We start from the raw sequence: 20407 nt of genomic DNA, 5'->3' as shown, positions 1-20407 counted from the left end.
CTGAATACAGTAAAAGCGAATCAATCATAGCTTATAAATTAGTTATACTTTATACAAGGAGAAATTTCAATTATTCACCTTGATTTTTTTTGATGATTTCTTCTGCAATTGATTTTGGTACTTCTTCATAGTGATCAAATGTCATTGAGAATACACCGCGACCTTGTGTTGCAGAACGTAAAGTTGTTGCATATCCGAACATTTCAGATAGTGGAACCATAGCACGTACTACTTGAGAGTTACCGCGAGCTTCCATACCTTCAACGCGTCCGCGACGAGCAGTAATGTTACCCATGATATCACCAAGGTACTCTTCTGGAATTACAACTTCTACTTTCATCATTGGTTCTAAAATTACTGGGTTACATTTTTTAGCAGCTTCTTTAAGTGCCATAGATGCAGCAATTTTGAACGCCATCTCATTCGAGTCAACGTCATGGTAAGAACCGAATACTAATTTCGCCTTAATGTCGATTAATGGGTAACCAGCAACTACACCGCGATCTAAAGAATCACGTAAACCAGCTTCAACAGCCGGAATGTATTCACGAGGTACTACACCACCAACGATGGCGTTTTCGAATTCAAAGCCTTTACCTTCTTCGTTTGGAGAGAACTCGATCGTTACGTCACCGTATTGACCGCGACCACCAGATTGACGAGTGAATTTACCTTGAACTTTAGCTTCGCCACGGAATGTCTCACGGTAAGATACCATTGGAGCACCAACGTTAGCTTCAACTTTAAATTCACGGCGCATACGGTCAACTAGAATGTCTAAGTGTAACTCACCCATACCTGAGATGATCGTTTGTCCAGTTTCTGTGTCAGTGTGAGCACGGAAAGTTGGATCTTCTTCTTGTAATTTTTGTAAAGCTTGACCCATTTTATCTTGGTCAGCTTTAGATTTTGGTTCAACAGATAAAGAAATTACTGGCTCTGGGAACTCCATAGATTCGAGAATAACTAAGTTTTTCTCGTCACATAAAGTGTCACCAGTTGTAGTATCTTTAAGACCTACAGCAGCAGCGATATCTCCTGCGAATACTTTTGAAATCTCTTCACGAGAGTTAGCGTGCATTTGTAGGATACGACCTACGCGCTCACGTTTACCTTTAGAAGAGTTTTGTACGTAAGAACCAGATTCAAGTGTACCTGAATATACACGGAAGAATGTTAACTTACCTACGAATGGGTCAGTCATTACTTTGAATGCTAATGCTGAGAATGGCGCTTCATCAGAAGACTCACGGATGATTTCTTCTTCACCGTCAATGTCAGTACCTTTAATAGCAGGAACGTCAACTGGAGATGGTAAGTAATCAACTGCAGCGTCTAACATTTTACGAACACCTTTGTGTTTGAATGCTGTACCACATAATACTGGGTAGAATTCTACAGCGATAGTAGCTTTACGGATAGCCGCTTTAAGCTCTTCATTAGAGATTTCTTCGCCTTCTAAGTATTTCTCCATAAGATCTTCATCAACACTTGCAACAGCATCGATTAATTTCTCACGGTACTCATCAGCTAATTCTTGGTGAGATTCTGGAATTGGTTGACCTTCACGTAAAGCCGTACCTTCTTCGTTGTCGTAGTAAGTTACGTCCATTTTGATTAAGTCAATAATACCTGAGAACTCGTCTTCAGCACCGATTGGTAACTGAATTGGGTGAGCGTTTGCTTGTAAACGGTCATGTAAAGTACCTACAGAATATAAGAAGTCTGCACCCATTTTATCCATCTTGTTGATGAATACGATACGTGGAACTCCATAAGTTGTAGCTTGACGCCATACTGTTTCAGTTTGAGGTTCAACACCAGATTGAGCATCAAGTACTGTCACTGCACCGTCAAGTACACGTAAAGAACGCTCTACTTCTACAGTGAAGTCTACGTGTCCAGGAGTATCGATGATGTTAATTCGGTTACCATTCCATTGAGCTGTTGTTGCAGCAGAAGTGATTGTGATACCACGCTCTTGCTCTTGCTCCATCCAGTCCATTTGAGAACCGCCATCATGAGTTTCACCGATCTTGTGAATCTTACCAGTGTAATAAAGGATACGCTCAGTTGTTGTTGTTTTACCAGCATCAATGTGAGCCATGATCCCAATATTACGTGTATTCTCTAGAGAGAATTCGCGTTTCATAGGAAATTTCTCCTTCCATATTGGGTATATACTGCTTTATATAAGACCAAGTATTGGCTAGCTTAAGCAGCCAATACGAAGGTCGAATTACCAGCGGTAGTGTGCGAATGCTTTGTTTGCTTCTGCCATTTTGTGCATATCTTCACGTTTCTTAACTGAAGCACCTGTGTTGTTAGAAGCATCGATGATTTCGTTAGCTAAACGCTCCATCATCGTTTTCTCACCACGTAAGCGAGAGTAGTTTACTAAGTAGCGTAAACCTAAAGTTGTACGACGCTCTGGGCGAACCTCAACTGGTACTTGATAGTTAGAACCACCAACACGGCGAGCACGAACTTCAAGAACAGGCATTACGTTGTTTAATGCAGCTTCGAATACTTCGATTGGATTGTTACCAGTGCGCTCTTGAACTAATTCAAATGCACCGTATAAAATCTTTTGAGAAGTACCTCTTTTACCATCTACCATTAATTTGTTGATTAAACGAGTTACTAGCTTTGAGTTATAAAGTGGATCTGGTAACACGTCACGTTTGGAAACAGGACCTTTACGAGGCATGTGTTTTCCTCCTTTCAAATATTGATCATCTATTAGACGTTATTATTTTTTCTCTTTTGGACGCTTCGTTCCGTATTTAGAACGAGATTGCATACGACCGTTTACACCAGCAGTATCTAAAGCACCGCGTACGATGTGGTAACGAACTCCAGCTAAGTCTTTTACGCGACCGCCACGGATAAGAACAACACTGTGCTCTTGTAAGTTGTGACCTTCACCTGGGATATAAGCTGTTACTTCTAATTGGTTAGTTAAACGAACACGAGCATATTTACGTAAAGCCGAGTTCGGTTTACGTGGTGTCATTGTACCTACACGAGTACAAACTCCGCGTTTTTGTGGAGACTTAACATTAGTTAAAGACTTTTTGAAAGAGTTATAACCTTTGTTTAGCGCTGGAGATTTTGATTTCGTGATTTTAGATTGACGAGGCTTACGTACCAATTGGTTAATTGTAGGCATCGATTTTTCCTCCCTTCATTTATTCCTTGTAATACCACACATCCAGGTGGTTCATTTTTTGGGTAAAAACAAAGTCTTTGTATCCTTATGAATACAAAAACTAACTTACAGTAATAGCAACTATTGCAGCTCCAACATTTATGCCGAAAGCCTTCCCTAGTTCCCTCTTCGACTCAACTGTGACAATCGGTATTCCGATTTCTTTCGCGAGAAGAATGGCCGGATCGGTTACCCAATTGTCTGCATCAAGCGCAACAATGAGTTCACTAACAAGACCAGCATGCATTGCTTTCACTGCCTGCTTTGTACCAATGATTGTTTGACTAGCCTTTACTTTTTCATAAGACATTTGCATATCCTCCGAAGTTCAGACAGTTAACTATCAACCTTAAATATATTATCATTCATATTTTTTACTGTCAACACATATCACAAAAATTTCCGAGAAGAATTGTATTTCTCCTCGGATTTTTTTGTTTTTCAGCTTCTATTTTCACTTTGCACGTCGAGGTGGACTTTCCGTAGACTTAGCTCAAGCATCCTCATCGCAAGCAATTGCGAGGTCTTGAAACACGAGCTATTCTACCTCGAACTATCTCTCGTTACGAGCAATTTACATTCAATATTTCAAATGAAATGTATAGCTACAATACTAGAAAATTATTCTGCTGAAGTTACTTCTTCAAGATTGATATCGTCATCTTCCATGCGAATTTGACGATAACGTTGCATACCAGTACCTGCAGGAACGAGCTTACCAATAATTACGTTTTCTTTCAGACCAAGTAACTCATCACGCTTACCTTTAATTGCAGCATCCGTTAACACTCGAGTTGTTTCTTGGAATGATGCAGCTGATAAGAATGATTCTGTTTCAAGAGAAGCTTTTGTAATACCTAGAATTACTGGGCGTGCTGTTGCTGGACGAGATGATGCAACTGCTGTGCGCTCTTTTAATACACCGGCATTTGCTTCTTTGAATTGGTGTACGTCTAATAATGAATCTGGTAATAATTCAGTGTCACCAGCTTCAATAATACGTACTTTACGAAGCATTTGACGAACCATTACTTCAACGTGCTTGTCGCCAATTTCTACCCCTTGCATACGGTATACTTTTTGTACTTCTTTTAATAAGTACTCTTGAACAGCTAAAGTACCTTTTACTTTTAGTAATTGTTTTGGATCGATTGAACCTTCTGTTAAGTTTTGACCACGTACTACATAATCGCCTTCAATTACTTTTAAACGTGCGTTATAAGGAGACGTGTATTTACGTGTTTCCACATCGCCTTGAATCGTGATTTCTTTTAAGCCTTCACGGATTTCGTCGATTTGAATTACTTTACCCGCTATTTCTGTAATTAACGCCTGACCTTTTGGATTACGCGCTTCAAAAATCTCTTGGATACGAGGAAGACCTTGTGTAATATCGTTACCTGCTACCCCACCTGTATGGAATGTACGCATCGTTAACTGTGTACCTGGCTCACCGATTGATTGTGCTGCAATAATACCTACTGCCTCGCCAACCTCAACATTTTCGCCTGTTGCAAGGTTAACACCATAACATTTTTTACATACGCCGTGTTTCGTATCACACGTAAATGCTGAGCGGATTGAAATACCTTTTAAGAATAATTTTTCAGAGATTGTAAGTTCGCCTTCGTTCTTAGCTTCTAATTCTGCAAATAATTGCGCTACTTCACGCGCCTTATCTTGCGTAATTAAAGCATCACTCTCAACGATTACTTCCTCTGAATTTGGACGACGGATTGTCTTCTTCGCATGACGACCGATTAAACGCTCTTCTAATGTTTCGATTACTTCCGTGCCTTCCATTAACGGTCCAATTGTTAAACCACGATCAGTACCACAGTCATCTTCGCGGACAATTACATCTTGTGCAACGTCTACTAAACGACGAGTTAAGTAACCTGAATCGGCAGTTTTAAGTGCTGTATCGGCAAGACCTTTACGTGCACCGTGAGTCGAGATAAAGTACTCTAATACCGTTAAACCTTCACGGAATGAAGATTTAATTGGTAACTCGATGATACGACCAGCCGGGTTGGCCATCAGACCACGCATACCCGCAAGCTGTGTAAAGTTCGATGCGTTACCACGGGCACCTGAGTCAGACATCATGAAGATTGGGTTCGTTTTTTGTAACGAGTCCATTAACTTACCTTGGATAATATCTTTCGCTTTAGACCAGCTAGCGATAACGCGGTCATAACGCTCTTCCTCTGTAATTAAACCACGACGGAATTGCTTCATAACTTTATCCACTTGCGTTTGTGCTTCAGCTAAAATTTCACCTTTGTCCGGTAATACTTCGATGTCAGCTACACCTACAGTAATACCTGCACGTGTAGAATACTTGAAGCCTAAGTTTTTCATGCGGTCAAGCATTTTAGAAGTTTCAGTAATGTGGAAGCGTTTGAACACTTCTGCGATTACGTTACCTAAGAATTTTTTACGGAATGGTGCAACAACTGGTGTGTTTGCAAAGTATTTCGCAAGTACCGCTTGACGTTGCGCTTCAATTTGCTCTGCTTGAGATAACTCAGCATAACCTTCTGAAGCTTCAATTTGTGCTAATAATTCTGCATCCACTGTTAATGTTGCAAAGTATTTTTCAGGAGTTACAGTTTCTAAGTTCGAATCTGTAGGCTCGTTAATATATGGGAACGACTCTGGAAGAATTTCATTGAAGATTACTTTACCAACAGTTGTTAATAAGAACTTCTCGTTTTGTTCTTCCGTAAACGTTTGGTTGTTTACTGAGCTTGCTTTTACAGCAATACGTGTGTGTAAGTGTACTGTACCGTTTTGGTAAGCAACTAACACTTCATCTGGACCGTAGAAGATCGAACCTTCACCACGCGCGCCTGCACGCTCAAGTGTTAAGTAATAGTTACCTAGTACCATATCTTGAGATGGTGTTACTACTGGTTTACCGTCTTTCGGGTTTAAGATATTTTGAGCAGCTAACATAAGTAGACGTGCTTCTGCTTGCGCTTCTGCCGATAAAGGTACGTGAACAGCCATTTGGTCACCATCGAAGTCAGCGTTGTAAGCTGTACATACTAATGGGTGTAAACGGATTGCACGGCCTTCTACTAATGTAGGCTCGAACGCTTGAATACCAAGTCGGTGAAGCGTCGGTGCACGGTTAAGTAATACCGGATGCTCACGAATAACGTCTTCTAAAACGTCCCACACTTCATTGTGCATGCGCTCGATTTTACGTTTCGCAGACTTAATGTTATGTGCTAGGCCACGCTCTACTAATTCTTTCATTACGAAAGGCTTGAATAGCTCGATTGCCATCTCTTTTGGAAGACCACATTGGTACATTTTTAAGTTTGGACCTACTACGATAACCGAACGACCAGAGTAGTCTACACGTTTACCAAGTAAGTTTTGACGGAAACGACCTTGTTTCCCTTTTAACATATGTGAAAGCGATTTTAACGGACGGTTACCAGGACCAGTAACAGGACGACCGCGACGACCGTTGTCGATTAAAGCATCTACTGCTTCTTGTAACATACGTTTTTCGTTTTGTACGATAATGTTTGGCGCACCAAGGTCCAATAAACGTTTTAAACGGTTGTTACGGTTAATAACACGGCGGTATAAATCGTTTAAGTCAGATGTTGCAAAACGACCACCATCTAATTGCACCATTGGACGAAGCTCTGGTGGAATTACTGGAAGTACGTCTAAAACCATCCATTCTGGTTTGTTACCAGAGTTACGGAATGATTCTACTACTTCAAGACGTTTAATCGCACGAGTACGACGTTGACCTTGTGCAGTTTTTAACTCTTCTTTTAACGTTACCGTTTCATCTTCTAAATCAATGTTTACTAAAAGCTGTTTAATCGCTTCAGCGCCCATTGCTGCATGGAAGTCTTTACCGAATTTCTCACGGTATAAGCGATATTCCTTTTCAGAAAGAAGCTGTTTTTTCTCTAAGTTTGTTGCCCCTGGCTCAATCACAACGTAAGAAGCAAAGTAAATTACTTCTTCTAATGCGCGTGGAGACATATCAAGGATTAAGCCCATACGTGATGGAATTCCTTTGAAGTACCAAATATGTGATACTGGTGCTGCTAATTCGATGTGACCCATGCGCTCACGACGAACTTTTGCACGAGTTACTTCTACGCCACATCGGTCACAAACTACGCCTTTATAACGAACGCGTTTGTATTTACCACAGTGACACTCCCAATCCTTTTGAGGTCCAAAGATTTTCTCACAGAAAAGACCGTCTTTCTCTGGCTTTAAAGTACGGTAGTTGATTGTTTCAGGTTTCTTTACTTCGCCGTAAGACCATGAGCGAATCTTATCTGGTGAAGCTAAACCAATTTTCATATATTCAAATTCATTAACGTCGATCAAGGAGCCTACCTCCCTTTAGTATAAGTTCTTAACCTTGGCTAAGACTTGTCCGTAGCTCAAACGATACATTTTTTTATTTATAAAAGAGAAAAGTCGGACAGGGCCATTTAAACCTGCCCGACTTTGAAATTTTTTATTCAACAGACTGAGATGTTTCTTCTCCTTCGTCTACTTGAGGTAAACGAGGTGCATCAGCTGGTGCTGGAATTTCATCATCTTCGTCTAAGTCGCGAAGTTCAACTTCTTCGTCATTGATTGTTAACATTTTTACATCCATACCTAGTGACTGTAATTCTTTGATTAATACTTTGAATGATTCAGGTACACCTGGTTCTGGAACGCTTTCGCCTTTAACGATTGCTTCATATGTTTTCACACGACCGACAACGTCATCTGACTTCACTGTTAAAATTTCTTGTAACGTGTATGCTGCACCATATGCTTCAAGTGCCCATACTTCCATCTCACCGAAGCGCTGACCACCGAATTGTGCTTTACCACCAAGCGGCTGCTGCGTTACTAATGAGTAAGGACCTGTTGAACGAGCGTGAAGCTTATCATCAACCATGTGCGCAAGTTTGATCATATACATGACACCAACAGATACGCGGTTATCAAATGGCTCACCCGAACGTCCGTCATAAAGAACTGTTTTACCATCGCGGTTCATACCAGCTTCTTCAATTGTTTCCCAAACGTCTTCTTCGTTTGCACCATCGAATACAGGAGTTGCGATGTGGATACCCATTTGACGAGCAGCCATACCTAAGTGTAACTCAAGTACTTGTCCGATGTTCATACGAGATGGTACGCCTAGAGGGTTTAACATGATATCAATTGGTGTTCCGTCTGGCATGAATGGCATATCTTCTTCTGGAAGGATACGCGAGATAACCCCTTTGTTACCGTGACGTCCGGCCATCTTATCACCAACGCGGATTTTACGTTTTTGAACGATGTATACACGTACTAATTGGTTAACACCTGGAGGTAACTCATCGCCGTCTTCACGGTTGAATACCTTCACATCAAGAATAATACCGCCTGCTCCATGTGGTACACGTAAAGATGTGTCACGCACTTCGCGAGCTTTTTCACCGAAGATTGCATGTAATAAGCGCTCTTCAGCTGTCAGTTCAGTTACCCCTTTAGGCGTTACTTTACCGACTAAGATGTCACCGTCACGAACTTCCGCACCGATACGGATGATTCCGCGCTCGTCTAAGTTACGAAGTGCATCCTCACCTACGTTTGGAATGTCACGAGTAATTTCTTCTTTACCAAGCTTCGTATCACGAGATTCTGATTCATATTCTTCAATATGGACAGAAGTGTATACGTCATCTTTTACAAGTCGTTCAGACATGATAACGGCATCCTCGTAGTTGAAGCCGTCCCAAGTCATGAAGCCGATTAACACGTTACGACCAAGTGCTAATTCACCGCGCTCCATAGAAGGACCGTCAGCTAAAATATCACGTGGCTCTACGCGATCGCCAACTTTTACAATTGGACGTTGGTTATAAGATGTACCTTGGTTAGAACGTACGAACTTTTGTAATTTATATTTAACTAAATCGCCTTTTACTTCCTTGCCGTCTACTTCTTCGATGCGACGAATGTGAATAGAACGTGCTTCTACATGTTCAACAATACCGTGATGTTTTGAAACAACAGCAGCACCTGAATCACGAGCATCGACATGTTCCATACCAGTACCGATAAACGGCGCTTCTGGATTTAATAAAGGAACCGCTTGACGTTGCATGTTCGCACCCATTAAGGCACGGTTTGAGTCATCGTTTTCTAAGAACGGGATACATGCAGTGGCAGCAGATACTACTTGCTTTGGAGATACATCCATGTAGTCAATTTTTTCGCGTTTGAATACTGTGTTATCTCCTCGGAAACGACCTACTACTTCTTCTTCTACAAATGTACCATCTGGATTTAAACGAGAGTTTGCTTGTGCAACAACGTAGTTATCTTCTTCGTCAGCTGTTAAGTAATGAATTTGATCCGTTACGGCACCTGTTTTTGGATCAACACGGCGGTACGGTGTTTCAATGAAACCGAATTTATTTACTTCTGCGAATGATGATAATGAGTTGATTAACCCGATGTTTGGACCCTCTGGTGTTTCGATTGGACACATACGACCGTAGTGAGAGTAGTGAACGTCACGTACTTCCATACCAGCGCGCTCACGTGTTAAACCACCAGGCCCTAATGCAGAAAGACGACGCTTATGCGTTAACTCAGCAAGTGGGTTTGTTTGGTCCATGAATTGCGATAATTGAGAAGAACCGAAGAACTCTTTAATTGACGCAATAACTGGGCGAATGTTGATTAATTTTTCAGGTGCAATTGCTGTTGTGTCGTTAATTGACATACGTTCACGAACAACACGCTCCATACGAGATAAACCGATGCGGAATTGGTTTTGTAGTAATTCACCTACAGAACGTAAACGACGGTTACCTAAGTGGTCGATATCGTCCGTGTTCCCAATGCCATGTAATAAGTTGAAGAAATATGACACTGAGGCAATGATGTCTGCTGGTGTAATATTTTTTACAGCTTCTTCGATGTTCGCATTCGATGTAATAATGATTTCTTTTTGAGACTCATCATTTGGCGCGTAAACTTTGATCGACTGGATCGTTACATCGCCTTCTAACACACCATTTACATGTGTTAACGTTTGGTAACCGATTTTATCGCGCTCAAGTAGAGGAATTAATAAGTCTAATGTACGACGGTCTAATAACGTACCTTTCGTAAATAGCGTATTACCTTCTTCGTCTTGATACACTTCACCTGTTTCTGGATTCACTAATGTTTCAGCTAGAATTTGGTTGAATAAACGGTTTTTAATGTGTAACTTTTTGTTCATTTTGTAGCGACCAACATTCGCTAAATCATAGCGTTTTGCGTCGAAGAAACGAGAGTATAATAAGCTCTTCGCTGAATCAACTGTCGGTGGCTCACCAGGACGTAAACGCTCATAAATTTCTAATAACGCTTTGTTCGTGTCGTCAGAGTTATCTTTTTCAAGCGTGTTACGTAAAAATTCGTTATCACCGATGATGTCAATGATTTCTTGATCTGAACTGAAACCTAATGCACGTAATAATACCGTTACTGGTAATTTACGTGTGCGGTCGATACGTACGTATACAACATCTTTTGCATCTGTTTCATATTCTAACCAAGCACCACGGTTAGGAATGACCGTTGCGCCGAAACCTTTTTTACCATTTTTGTCTGTTTTATCGTTAAAGTATACAGACGGAGAACGTACTAACTGAGATACGATAACGCGCTCAGCACCGTTAATAATAAACGTACCTGTATCCGTCATTAATGGGAAATCACCCATGAATACTTCCTTAGGTTGTAATTCGCCTGTTTCTTTATTTGTAAGTCGTACTGTAACACGTAAAGGCGCAGCATACGTTGCGTCACGTTCTTTACATTCATCTACATCGTACTTTGGTTCGCCCAGCTTATAATCAATGAACTCTAAAGATAATTTACCCGCGAAGTCTTCGATCGGAGAAATGTCTTTAAACATTTCTAGTAAACCTTCTTTAAGGAACCAGTCATAAGATGCTGTTTGAATCTCAATCAGATTAGGAAGCTGTGCCACCTCTTTAATTCGTGCGTAACTTCTACGCTCACGGTGTTTTCCGTACTGAACTAGTTGACCTGTCAACTCATTCACCCCTCAATAAAGCGATAATAGGTCTTTGCAAAATCCTACAAATAGTGTATGATTTCGAAAGACAAAAAAGAAAACGAGTACATTAAATGTTAACTCATTTTGGTTTTACTAAACTTGTGCTGGCACGTATGCCTTAAAAAGTGACTTTTTTTATAAATGGGCATACGACCGCAAAATAATATTTTGCATTTTATTATAATATCATAGCCATTTTGTCAAGTCAATATTTTCTACAGACCAAGGTTACTTAATCGCTCGGACGATCCAGTAGCCTTTTTTCTTTTCTACGACTTCAACTTCTGCAAACTTTTCTTCTAAATGCGCAATCGTCGACGGTGCGCCCTGCTTCTTTTGAATCACAATCCACAGTTCACCATTTGCACGTAGCTTGTCATATGCTTCGTCATAAAAACGGAAAATCGTCTCTTTTCCCGCACGAATTGGCGGGTTCGTTAAAATTGCTGCTGCATCTTGCTCAGTACAAGCCTGCAAACCATTACTTTCAAAAATTCGTACATTTTGAACCCCGTTTAACTGTGCGTTCGTACGACATAAACCTACTGCACGTTCATTAATATCCATCATATGTACAATGCGATCTGGATATTGATGAGCAATCGATAAACCAATCGGACCGTAACCGCAGCCGACATCGAAAAGTGGACCATCTATGTCTGGCATGGCAAATGCATCAATTAACACACGGGAGCCAAAATCTACTTCGCTTTTACTAAATACACCCGCATCCGTCGTAAATGTAAACGTATGACCTAGCAATGTGAAGTTAAATTTATTCGGCTTACTTTCCGTTTGAGGCTTATTCGAATAATAATGTTGTGACATAATCGTCGCCTCCTTGATGAACATCATCTTTTTTTCACGTGGAACATTCTTAACTATAATACCAGTCATGTTGATTAGCGATTGAATTGCATTGAGCGCCTAATCAACAGACATGATACATTGCGTTACTGTTTATAAAAAAGGCGAACTATACTTCATAAAAAAAGGCAGAATTTCATACTAGTTGTATGGAATTCTGTCTTTTGTAGTAAGTTCTACAAAAAGAAAAGCTCGTCAATAAGAGACGAGCTTTCCATATAAAAGTGAGCTGTTAAATAAAAATTATTTAACTTCTACTACTGCGCCAACTTCTTCAAGTTTAGCTTTGATTTCTTCAGCTTCATCTTTAGATACGCCTTCTTTAAGTGCTTTAGGAGCGTTATCTACTACTTCTTTAGCTTCTTTTAAACCTAAGCCAGTGATTTCACGTACAGCTTTGATTACTTTGATTTTTTCTGCACCAGCAGATGCTAATACTACGTCAAACTCAGTTTTTTCTTCAGCTGCAGCAGCACCGCCAGCAACTACTGCTACTGGAGCAGCAGCTGTTACACCGAATTCTTCTTCGATTGCTTTTACTAAATCGTTTAGTTCTAGAACTGTCATAGCTTTGATAGCTTCTAAGATTTGATCTTTGTTCATTTTAATTTCCTCCTATGGAATATAATATTAGTTTTTTAGGCCGTTAAGCCGATTTGTGAAGAAAAATTGCGATTAAGCGCCTTGTTCTTCTTTTTGTTCTGCAACAGCTTTTGTTGCAAGTGCGAAGTTGCGCACTGGAGCTTGAAGAACTGATAAAAGCATTGATAATAGACCTTCGCGTGATGGAAGTTCCGCAAGTGCTTTAACATCTTCAGCTGAAGATACGTTACCTTCGATGATACCAGCTTTAATTTCTAAAGCTTCGTTCTTTTTAGCGAACTCGTTAATAATTTTAGCTGGAGCTACTACGTCCTCGTTAGAGAATGCAATTGCGTTTGGACCAGTTAAAACTTCGTTGATCGCTTCAAAACCAGCTTGTTCAGTAGCACGGCGAACTAAAGTATTTTTGTATACTTTGAATTCTACACCAGCTTCACGTAATTGCTTACGTAGTTCTGTAACTTGAGCTACAGTTAAACCACGGTAGTCAACTACTACTACTGATGCAGCAGCTTGGAACTTACCAGCGATATCTTGTACTAAATTTTGTTTAGCTTCAATGATTGGTTTGTTCATCTGGATGACACCTCCTATTAGAATGGGTCATTTATACCGACAAAAGTAAAGCCTCTATATCAAGATAGACATAGAGGCTGAAAGTCATCATCTTAAAAAGAATCCGAATTCCGATGTCCTCGGTAGGATCATTAAGTGACAAGTCACTCCTACTGTCTACGGTACAAATGGATGATTCACAACAGCATCCATCTTATCAAGTAAGAGAAGTGTTGTCAATAAATATTTCCAAGTAACTTAAAATTATTTAACTGCAGATGCGTCGATTTTGATTGCAGGACCCATTGTAGTTGTTACGTTTACTGACTTCATGTAAGTACCTTTAGCAGCAGCTGGTTTAGCTTTAGCTACTACGTCGTATACTGCTAAGAAGTTTTCAACTAATTTTTCAGTTTCAAATGAAACTTTACCGATTGGCGCGTGGATGATACCAGCTTTTTCAGCACGGTATTCAACTTTACCAGCTTTAATTTCGTTGATTGCTTTAGTTACATCGAAAGTAACTGTACCAGTTTTAGGGTTTGGCATTAAACCTTTTGGTCCTAATACGCGACCGATTTTACCAACTTCACCCATCATGTCTGGAGTTGCAACGATTACATCAAACTCGAACCAACCTTGTTGGATTTTAGTGATGTACTCTGCATCGCCTACGTAGTCAGCGCCAGCAGCTTCTGCTTCTTTTGCTTTTTCGCCTTTAGCGAATACTAATACGCGTTGAGTTTTACCAGTACCGTTTGGAAGCACTACTGCGCCACGGATTTGTTGGTCATTTTTACGAGTATCGATACCTAATTTGAAAGCAACTTCTACTGTAGCGTCGAAGTTAACTGTGCTTGTTTGTTGTGCAAGAGCGATTGCTTCTGCAGCAGCATATAATTTAGAACGATCTACTAATTTAGCAGCATCTTGTAATTTTTTACCTTTTTTAGCCATTGTTAATTTCCTCCTTGATTGTGGTTATAACGGATAATCCTCCCACGAATAAAGGTTGCGCACTCACAATATTATGAATGCAGCAACCTCCAAAAACAAAATACATCATCAAGTAAAGATGGGATTAGTCTTCGATAACGATACCCATGCTTCGTGCAGTACCTTCAACCATTAACATTGCAGCTTCTACAGATGCAGCGTTTAGGTCTGGCATTTTTTGTTCCGCGATTTCGCGAACTTTATCACGTTTAACTGTTGCAACTTTCGTACGGTTTGGTTCACCAGATCCAGATTGGATACCAGCAGCTACTTTAAGTAGTACTGCAGCGGGTGGAGTTTTCGTAATGAAAGTGAATGAACGGTCCTCGAATACTGAAATTTCTACTGGAATAATTAAACCAGCTTGGTCCGCAGTACGAGCGTTGAATTCTTTACAGAAGCCCATGATGTTAACACCAGCTTGACCTAATGCAGGACCAACCGGTGGAGCTGGGTTTGCTTTACCAGCAGGGATTTGAAGTTTTACAACTTTAATAACTTTTTTAGCCACGAGACACACCTCCTTAAGTCCGTGATGTGGTAATTGGGTTGCCCCTCCCACTCAAATATCTGTTCGTCAGCTAATTTGCCGATAACATTAAAATTATCATTGGATGTCGATAACTGTTATTACTTACATAATACAGTCTGACCTTTGAAATGATACCACTTTTAAATACTATTAGCAAGCACTATTATTTACTAAATTTTTTGAACTTCTGCGAAATCTAATTCTACTTCTGTTTCGCGACCGAACATGTCGATTGTTACTGTTAACAGTCCATTTTGTACGTCGACTGCTTCTACACGACCTTGGAAATGTGCAAACGGTCCATCTAAAACTTCCACTACATCGCCTGCAGAAATTTCAACTTCACCAATTGCTTGCGTCGTCATACCAACTTGCGCTAGTAATCGTTCTACTTCTTCTGGTAATAAAGGTGTTGGCTTTGCGCCGCCGCCTGAAGAACCGATAAAGCCTGTTACACCTGGTGTGTTACGTACAACATACCAAGAATCGTCTGTCATAATAATTTCAACTAACACGTAACCAGGAAAGATTTTACGCATAACTGAGCGTTTTTTTCCATCTTTTAAATCCGTTTCTTCGTGCTCTGGTACGATTACGCGGAAAATTTTATCTTCCATGCCCATCGTTTCAACACGCTTTTCTAAATTTGCTTTCACTCGGTTTTCATAACCTGAGTACGTATGCACTACATACCATTGTTTTTCCATAATCAGTAGGACTTAGTCGTCCGTCCCTCCCTTACAAAATCATCGAGAATGCTCGATTTTTACGCAAATTCTAGTTCACTACACAAAGCATACGCGAAATGCATCTGTTTTTTATTTATTCACGAGCAAATGAAAAAACCCGTTGATTTAACAATGACGGGCTATTTTCGACACATATGAATGCTGTACTAATTATAAATCCAAATACCAACGGAATAATTCTGAAATGCCATAATCAACAACTAAAAAGAATAAAGCCATAATAATTACCGTAGACGTTACGACAATTGTATATTTCGTTAGCTCTTTACTTTTTGGCCAGCTTGTTTTACGCATTTCTGAAAACACGTCACGGAAAAAACTCGTAACTTTATTCATGCAGCTTAACCTCCGAATAACTAATTCTTCTATATTGCTATCACATTGTAATTAAATTGTCTCTTTATGAATTGTGTGCTCATTGCAACGTGAACAAAACTTTTTTAGCTCTAAGCGTGTTGCGACATCGCTCTTCTTTGGCAATGTGTAATTACGTGAGCCACATTTTTCACAGCAAAGCACGACTTTGTTAGCCATCTTATCACCTTTTTTGGCATTTTGTCTTTTAAAGACTATCACCTAAATTATATGCTGTCAACAACTCCCGAACAGCTTTTAAACGCCTAAATGTCTCTCTAACTTACGTTTCACGCGTTGCAGCGCATTGTCGATTGATTTTACGTGGCGATTCAATTGCTCTGAAATTTCATGATATGATTGCCCATCTAAATAGCGCGCTAACACTTGGCGTTCGAGTTCACTTAGCACTTCGTTCATCTTCGCCTCGAGCTGAGCGTATTCCTCCTGCAAAATAATGACATCTTCTGGGCTTTCACTAACTTCGCTCGTAATCATATCGAGCAATGTACGGTCTGATTCCTCATCATATACAGGTTTGTCGAGCGAAATGTACGAGTTCAGCGGCATGTGCTTTTGCCTTGTCGCCGTCTTAATCGCTGTAATAATTTGACGTGTAATACATAGCTCCGCGAATGCTTTAAACGACGATAACTTGTCGCCACGAAAATCTCGCACCGCCTTATATAGTCCAATCATGCCTTCTTGGATAATATCTTCCTTATCTGCGCCGATTAAAAAATACGTTCTCGCCTTTGCTTTCACGAATAAACGGTATTTCGTGATTAAATAGTCGAGCGCGTCCGCATTGCCAATATGGATCAGCGTCAGCAACTCCTCGTCTGTTAAATGTTCAAAGCCTGCGATTACTTCTACGGAATTACTTTTAATCAACGACCTCACCTCTGCTACACCGGAATTTTTTAGAACTAGTATAAACAAATTGGAAAATATAAGTCAATTACTCTTTCAAGCCGCGGCGCATTTGCTCAAGCTTCCGTGCTACGTCTGGGCGCGGCTCAATACGATTAGGTGAACGACGTGTTTGCGTGCGCTTTGCTAAGCTATCGATGCGCTTTTGAACGATTTTCAATTCCACTGCTAGCTCACTCGCCGGCATGCGTGCTGCACCTAAGCCAAACACGACGTTTTGCTCGGTCATGTCGGATGTCGCCACGATAATTTGCGTATGGCGTCCGCGTAACTCGTGCGTAAGACGCTCAATGCATTCGTCAGCCGTTTCCTTCGTAGCTGTGTAGATTACTTCTAAATTGTGCTGGTTATATGTTTGCTTCACGCCTGGAGCAAAGTGCGCATCAAAGACGAGCTTTACGTCCCATCCTTTTTGCGCCTTATATTCCGCAAGTAGCTCGATCAAACGATCTCGCGCGTCCTCTAAATTGTCGTCTCGCAGTTTGCGTAGCTCCGGCCAGTGACCAATCATATTATAGCCATCTACAAGCAAAATATGTTTTTTCAATTATGCTTCTTGACGCTTGCGATACACTTCATACATAAGTAACGCTGCTGCAACGGATGCGTTTAGCGACGTTACGTGCCCAATCATCGGCAAATGATAAAGGAAGTCGCACTTGTCACGCAGTAAACGCGCCATGCCTTTTCCTTCACTACCGATAATTACAGCTAGTGGAAGTGTTGCGTCCATTTTACGATAGTCAACAGAACCTTTAGCGTCTGTACCAGCAATCCATACGCCATGTTCCTTCAGCTCGTCGACTGTTTGTGCTAAATTCGTCACTCGTACAACAGGCACATGCTCAATCGCACCTGTTGACGCTTTTGCAACGACTGCCGTTAAGCCAACTGCGCGGCGCTTCGGAATGATGATGCCGTGCACGCCAATCGCATCCGCAGTACGCATAATCGAACCTAAGTTATGCGGGTCTTCTAACTCATCTAAAATTAAGAAGAACGGGTCTTCATTTTTCGCTTTCGCTGCTTCGAATAAATCGTCAATTTCTGCGTAATCGTATGCCGCTACTGCAGCTACAATACCTTGATGGTTTTCAGCTAATTTATCGATTTTTTGCTTTGGAACGAATTGCACGAGGACACCGCGCTCTTTTGCTAAATCCATCAGCTCCTGCACGCCTGTTTTCTTTACGCCCTCTGCGATAAATAATTTATTAATTTCACGCCCTGAGCGAAGTGCTTCAAGTACGGGGTTTTTCCCTGCGATCATTTCCCCTACGATTTCTTCTTGTGGCTGTGATGCTTCTACTACTTCTTGTTGTTTCTCCGGTGCTTTAAAGTTGCGGCTCTTTTGGTCGCGCGCTTTAAAATCACGAGGCTTACGATCTTTTTGTTGTCGTCGTTCTGCCATGCCTACACTCCTTTCGATTGTTCCACGATGTCAATTGCATACGTAATAATTTCATGCGTTCGCTCGTGTTGCTCTAATAAAAACAAATAGCCTAATACCGCTTCAAATCCTGAGCTGTTGCGATACGTGCGGACATCGGTATTTTTTGGCACCGAGCCTGATTTTGCGTTGCGTCCACGGCGGAATATCGCCTGCTCTTCTTCTGTTAAATACCCCTCTTCAAGCATACGTAACACAATGATTGATTGCGCTTTAGCAGAAACGTATTGCGTCGCTGCTTTATGAAGTGTATTTGGACGCACGCCACCTTTACGCAGCAAATGCTCACGAACGCGCTGCTCTAAAACAGCGTCGCCCATATATGCAAGTGCTAATGCATTCAGTTGTTTAATATCTTCATTGCGAAGTGTGTTCATCTGAATTAGCCTCGTTTCCAGCGTGTACCTTGACGCGTATCCTCTAAAATAATGCCCATATTTTGCAGCATGTCGCGAATTTCATCAGCACGTGCGAAGTTGCGATCTTTACGCGCTTGTATACGAGCCTCAAGTAACGCATCGATTTCGGCATCAAGTAGCTCTTCCTGCTGCTCAAATACTAAGCCAAGTACGTCGCCTAGCTTTGTGAATGCATCTAGTAATGCATTTAACACAGTTGTCGTCGTGTTCGATTCATTTAAGTAAACGTTCGCAACGTGTGATAGTTCAAATAGCTGTGAAATCGCGTTTGCTGTGTTGAAGTCGTCGTCCATTGACGTTTCGAATGCTTCGCGCACCGCTTCGATTTTCGTTAACCATTCGTCGTTTGCATCACCTAGCTCTGCCGTTACCGATAAACGGTGCTTCGTATTGTTAAACGATGTGCGCAGACGCTCTAAGCCGTTCGCTGCACTTTCGACTAAGTCTTTTGCGAAGTTGATCGGGTAACGGTAGTGCACCGATAACATGAAGAAGCGCAGCACTTGTGGGTCGATTTGCTTTTTAATGTCGTTTACTAAAATGAAGTTGCCAAGCGATTTTGACATTTTTTCGTTGTCGATATTAATGTAGCCGTTATGCATCCAGTAGTTCGCAAACGTTTTGTCGTTGTGGGCCTCTGATTGTGCAATTTCGTTCTCGTGGTGAGGGAATGTTAAATCTTGCCCGCCTGCGTGAATGTCGATTGTATCACCTAAATGCTCGCGTGCCATAACAGAACACTCAATGTGCCAGCCCGGACGACCTTCTCCCCACGGCGATGTCCAGTGCACTTCGCCTGGCTTCGCTGCTTTCCACAGTGCGAAATCTAACGGGTCTTCTTTCTTCTCGCCCGCTTCGATGCGCGCGCCAACTTTTAAGTCATCGATGTTTTGATGAGACAGCTTGCCGTAGCCATCAAACTTGCGCGTGCGGTAATAGACGTCACCTTGTGATTCGTACGCATAACCTTTGTCGATTAATACGGCGATGAAGTCGATAATGTCTTGCATATGCTCCGTTACTTTCGGATGTGCGTCTGCTTTTTTGCAACCTAAATCCGTAATGTCCTCAAAGTATGCCGCGATGAAACGCTCTGTTAATTCAGACGTTTCCTCGCCTAATTCGTTTGCAGCTTTAATAATTTTGTCGTCCACGTCTGTGAAGTTTGATACGTACGTTACGTCAAACCCTTTGTATTGTAAGTAGCGGCGCACTGTGTCGTATACGATAACAGGGCGTGCGTTACCGATATGGATGTAGTTGTATACAGTCGGTCCGCATACGTACATTTTTACTTTGCCTTCTTCAATTGGCACGAACGCTTCTTTTTCGCGCGTTAATGTGTTGAAAATTTGAATACCCATCTTGAATTTCTCCTTTGTTTGGTGAGTTTGTTATTTTACATACATGTTGATCGGTTGCTTTCCGCGTCGAGGCAGGCTTTCCGCGGGCGCGGAGGCGAACACGATGTTCGTCATGAAGGCAGTGCCACATGGACGTGGCGATTACTGACTTCCTTGAGCCTCCTCGCTTCGCTGTGGGGTCTCAAGTCTCGCGCTTTTCCCGCTGGAGTCCGCCTCTTGCTTCAAGCAACCGTTATGCGTCAATTCCAGTTTGTG

Annotated in this window: 19 protein-coding genes and 1 other annotated feature; all 19 genes read right to left on the bottom strand. The window is 41.4% G+C overall.

Annotated elements, in window-relative coordinates:
• Positions 1–70: 70 nt before the first annotated feature.
• A complete protein-coding gene (fusA, locus tag A6K76_RS05530; RefSeq protein ID WP_066462912.1) occupies positions 71–2152 on the bottom strand; it encodes an elongation factor G in 2082 nt (693 codons plus the stop codon).
• An 87-nt stretch (positions 2153–2239) separates the two neighbouring features.
• Entirely contained in the window at positions 2240–2710 is a 471-nt protein-coding gene (gene rpsG / locus A6K76_RS05525) for a 30S ribosomal protein S7 (protein WP_066462910.1), read from the bottom strand.
• Positions 2711–2752: 42 nt separating this feature from the next.
• On the bottom strand, positions 2753–3172 hold the full coding sequence (rpsL, locus tag A6K76_RS05520; RefSeq protein ID WP_066462907.1) for a 30S ribosomal protein S12: 420 nt from the start codon (positions 3170–3172) through the stop codon (positions 2753–2755).
• A 100-nt stretch (positions 3173–3272) separates the two neighbouring features.
• Positions 3273–3521 (bottom strand): ribosomal L7Ae/L30e/S12e/Gadd45 family protein, encoded by a 249-nt coding sequence (locus tag A6K76_RS05515; protein ID WP_066462905.1) that lies wholly within the window; start codon positions 3519–3521, stop codon positions 3273–3275.
• Between the two features lie 311 nt (positions 3522–3832).
• Entirely contained in the window at positions 3833–7588 is a 3756-nt protein-coding gene (gene rpoC, locus A6K76_RS05510; RefSeq protein WP_066462904.1) for a DNA-directed RNA polymerase subunit beta', read from the bottom strand.
• Between the two features lie 133 nt (positions 7589–7721).
• Complete coding sequence (gene rpoB, locus A6K76_RS05505; RefSeq protein ID WP_245671956.1) at positions 7722–11315, bottom strand: DNA-directed RNA polymerase subunit beta; 3594 nt, start codon at positions 11313–11315, stop codon at positions 7722–7724.
• 243 nt (positions 11316–11558) lie between these two features.
• Positions 11559–12158: a class I SAM-dependent methyltransferase gene (locus A6K76_RS05500; RefSeq protein ID WP_066462902.1), complete on the bottom strand. Its 600-nt coding sequence runs from the start codon at positions 12156–12158 to the stop codon at positions 11559–11561.
• A 282-nt stretch (positions 12159–12440) separates the two neighbouring features.
• Complete coding sequence (gene rplL, locus A6K76_RS05495) at positions 12441–12800, bottom strand: 50S ribosomal protein L7/L12 (protein ID WP_066462901.1); 360 nt, start codon at positions 12798–12800, stop codon at positions 12441–12443.
• 72 nt (positions 12801–12872) lie between these two features.
• Positions 12873–13376, bottom strand: coding sequence for a 50S ribosomal protein L10 (gene rplJ, locus A6K76_RS05490; RefSeq protein WP_066462899.1), 504 nt, complete (start codon positions 13374–13376; stop codon positions 12873–12875).
• A gap of 35 nt (positions 13377–13411) precedes the next feature.
• Positions 13412–13556, bottom strand: a sequence feature (ribosomal protein L10 leader region).
• A gap of 63 nt (positions 13557–13619) precedes the next feature.
• Entirely contained in the window at positions 13620–14312 is a 693-nt protein-coding gene (rplA, locus tag A6K76_RS05485; RefSeq protein WP_066462898.1) for a 50S ribosomal protein L1, read from the bottom strand.
• Between the two features lie 124 nt (positions 14313–14436).
• Positions 14437–14862 carry a 50S ribosomal protein L11 gene (gene rplK / locus A6K76_RS05480; protein ID WP_066462896.1) on the bottom strand — a complete coding sequence of 142 codons (426 nt, stop codon included), beginning with the start codon at positions 14860–14862 and terminating at the stop codon, positions 14437–14439.
• Positions 14863–15053: 191 nt separating this feature from the next.
• The gene (gene nusG, locus A6K76_RS05475; protein ID WP_066462891.1) at positions 15054–15590 is read right to left on the bottom strand and encodes a transcription termination/antitermination protein NusG; all 537 of its coding nucleotides are present in this window, start codon (positions 15588–15590) and stop codon (positions 15054–15056) included.
• Between the two features lie 192 nt (positions 15591–15782).
• Positions 15783–15968, bottom strand: coding sequence for a preprotein translocase subunit SecE (gene secE, locus A6K76_RS05470; protein ID WP_066462889.1), 186 nt, complete (start codon positions 15966–15968; stop codon positions 15783–15785).
• A 51-nt stretch (positions 15969–16019) separates the two neighbouring features.
• Complete coding sequence (gene rpmG / locus A6K76_RS16490) at positions 16020–16208, bottom strand: 50S ribosomal protein L33 (protein WP_425393865.1); 189 nt, start codon at positions 16206–16208, stop codon at positions 16020–16022.
• 36 nt (positions 16209–16244) lie between these two features.
• Positions 16245–16880, bottom strand: coding sequence for an RNA polymerase sporulation sigma factor SigH (gene sigH, locus A6K76_RS05465; RefSeq protein WP_066462888.1), 636 nt, complete (start codon positions 16878–16880; stop codon positions 16245–16247).
• A gap of 67 nt (positions 16881–16947) precedes the next feature.
• The gene (locus A6K76_RS05460; RefSeq protein WP_281181418.1) at positions 16948–17466 is read right to left on the bottom strand and encodes an NYN domain-containing protein; all 519 of its coding nucleotides are present in this window, start codon (positions 17464–17466) and stop codon (positions 16948–16950) included.
• A complete protein-coding gene (rlmB, locus tag A6K76_RS05455; protein ID WP_066462886.1) occupies positions 17467–18330 on the bottom strand; it encodes a 23S rRNA (guanosine(2251)-2'-O)-methyltransferase RlmB in 864 nt (287 codons plus the stop codon).
• 2 nt (positions 18331–18332) lie between these two features.
• On the bottom strand, positions 18333–18746 hold the full coding sequence (locus tag A6K76_RS05450; protein ID WP_066462884.1) for a Mini-ribonuclease 3: 414 nt from the start codon (positions 18744–18746) through the stop codon (positions 18333–18335).
• A 5-nt stretch (positions 18747–18751) separates the two neighbouring features.
• Positions 18752–20152: a cysteine--tRNA ligase gene (gene cysS / locus A6K76_RS05445; RefSeq protein ID WP_066462883.1), complete on the bottom strand. Its 1401-nt coding sequence runs from the start codon at positions 20150–20152 to the stop codon at positions 18752–18754.
• Between the last annotated feature and the right edge of the window lie 255 nt (positions 20153–20407).

The sequence above is a fragment of the Caryophanon latum genome (assembly GCF_001700325.1).
GTDB classification, from domain to species: domain Bacteria; phylum Bacillota; class Bacilli; order Bacillales_A; family Planococcaceae; genus Caryophanon; species Caryophanon latum.
Note: the sequence above shows the minus strand (reverse complement) of the source record. Positions and strands in the feature narration are given on the sequence as shown.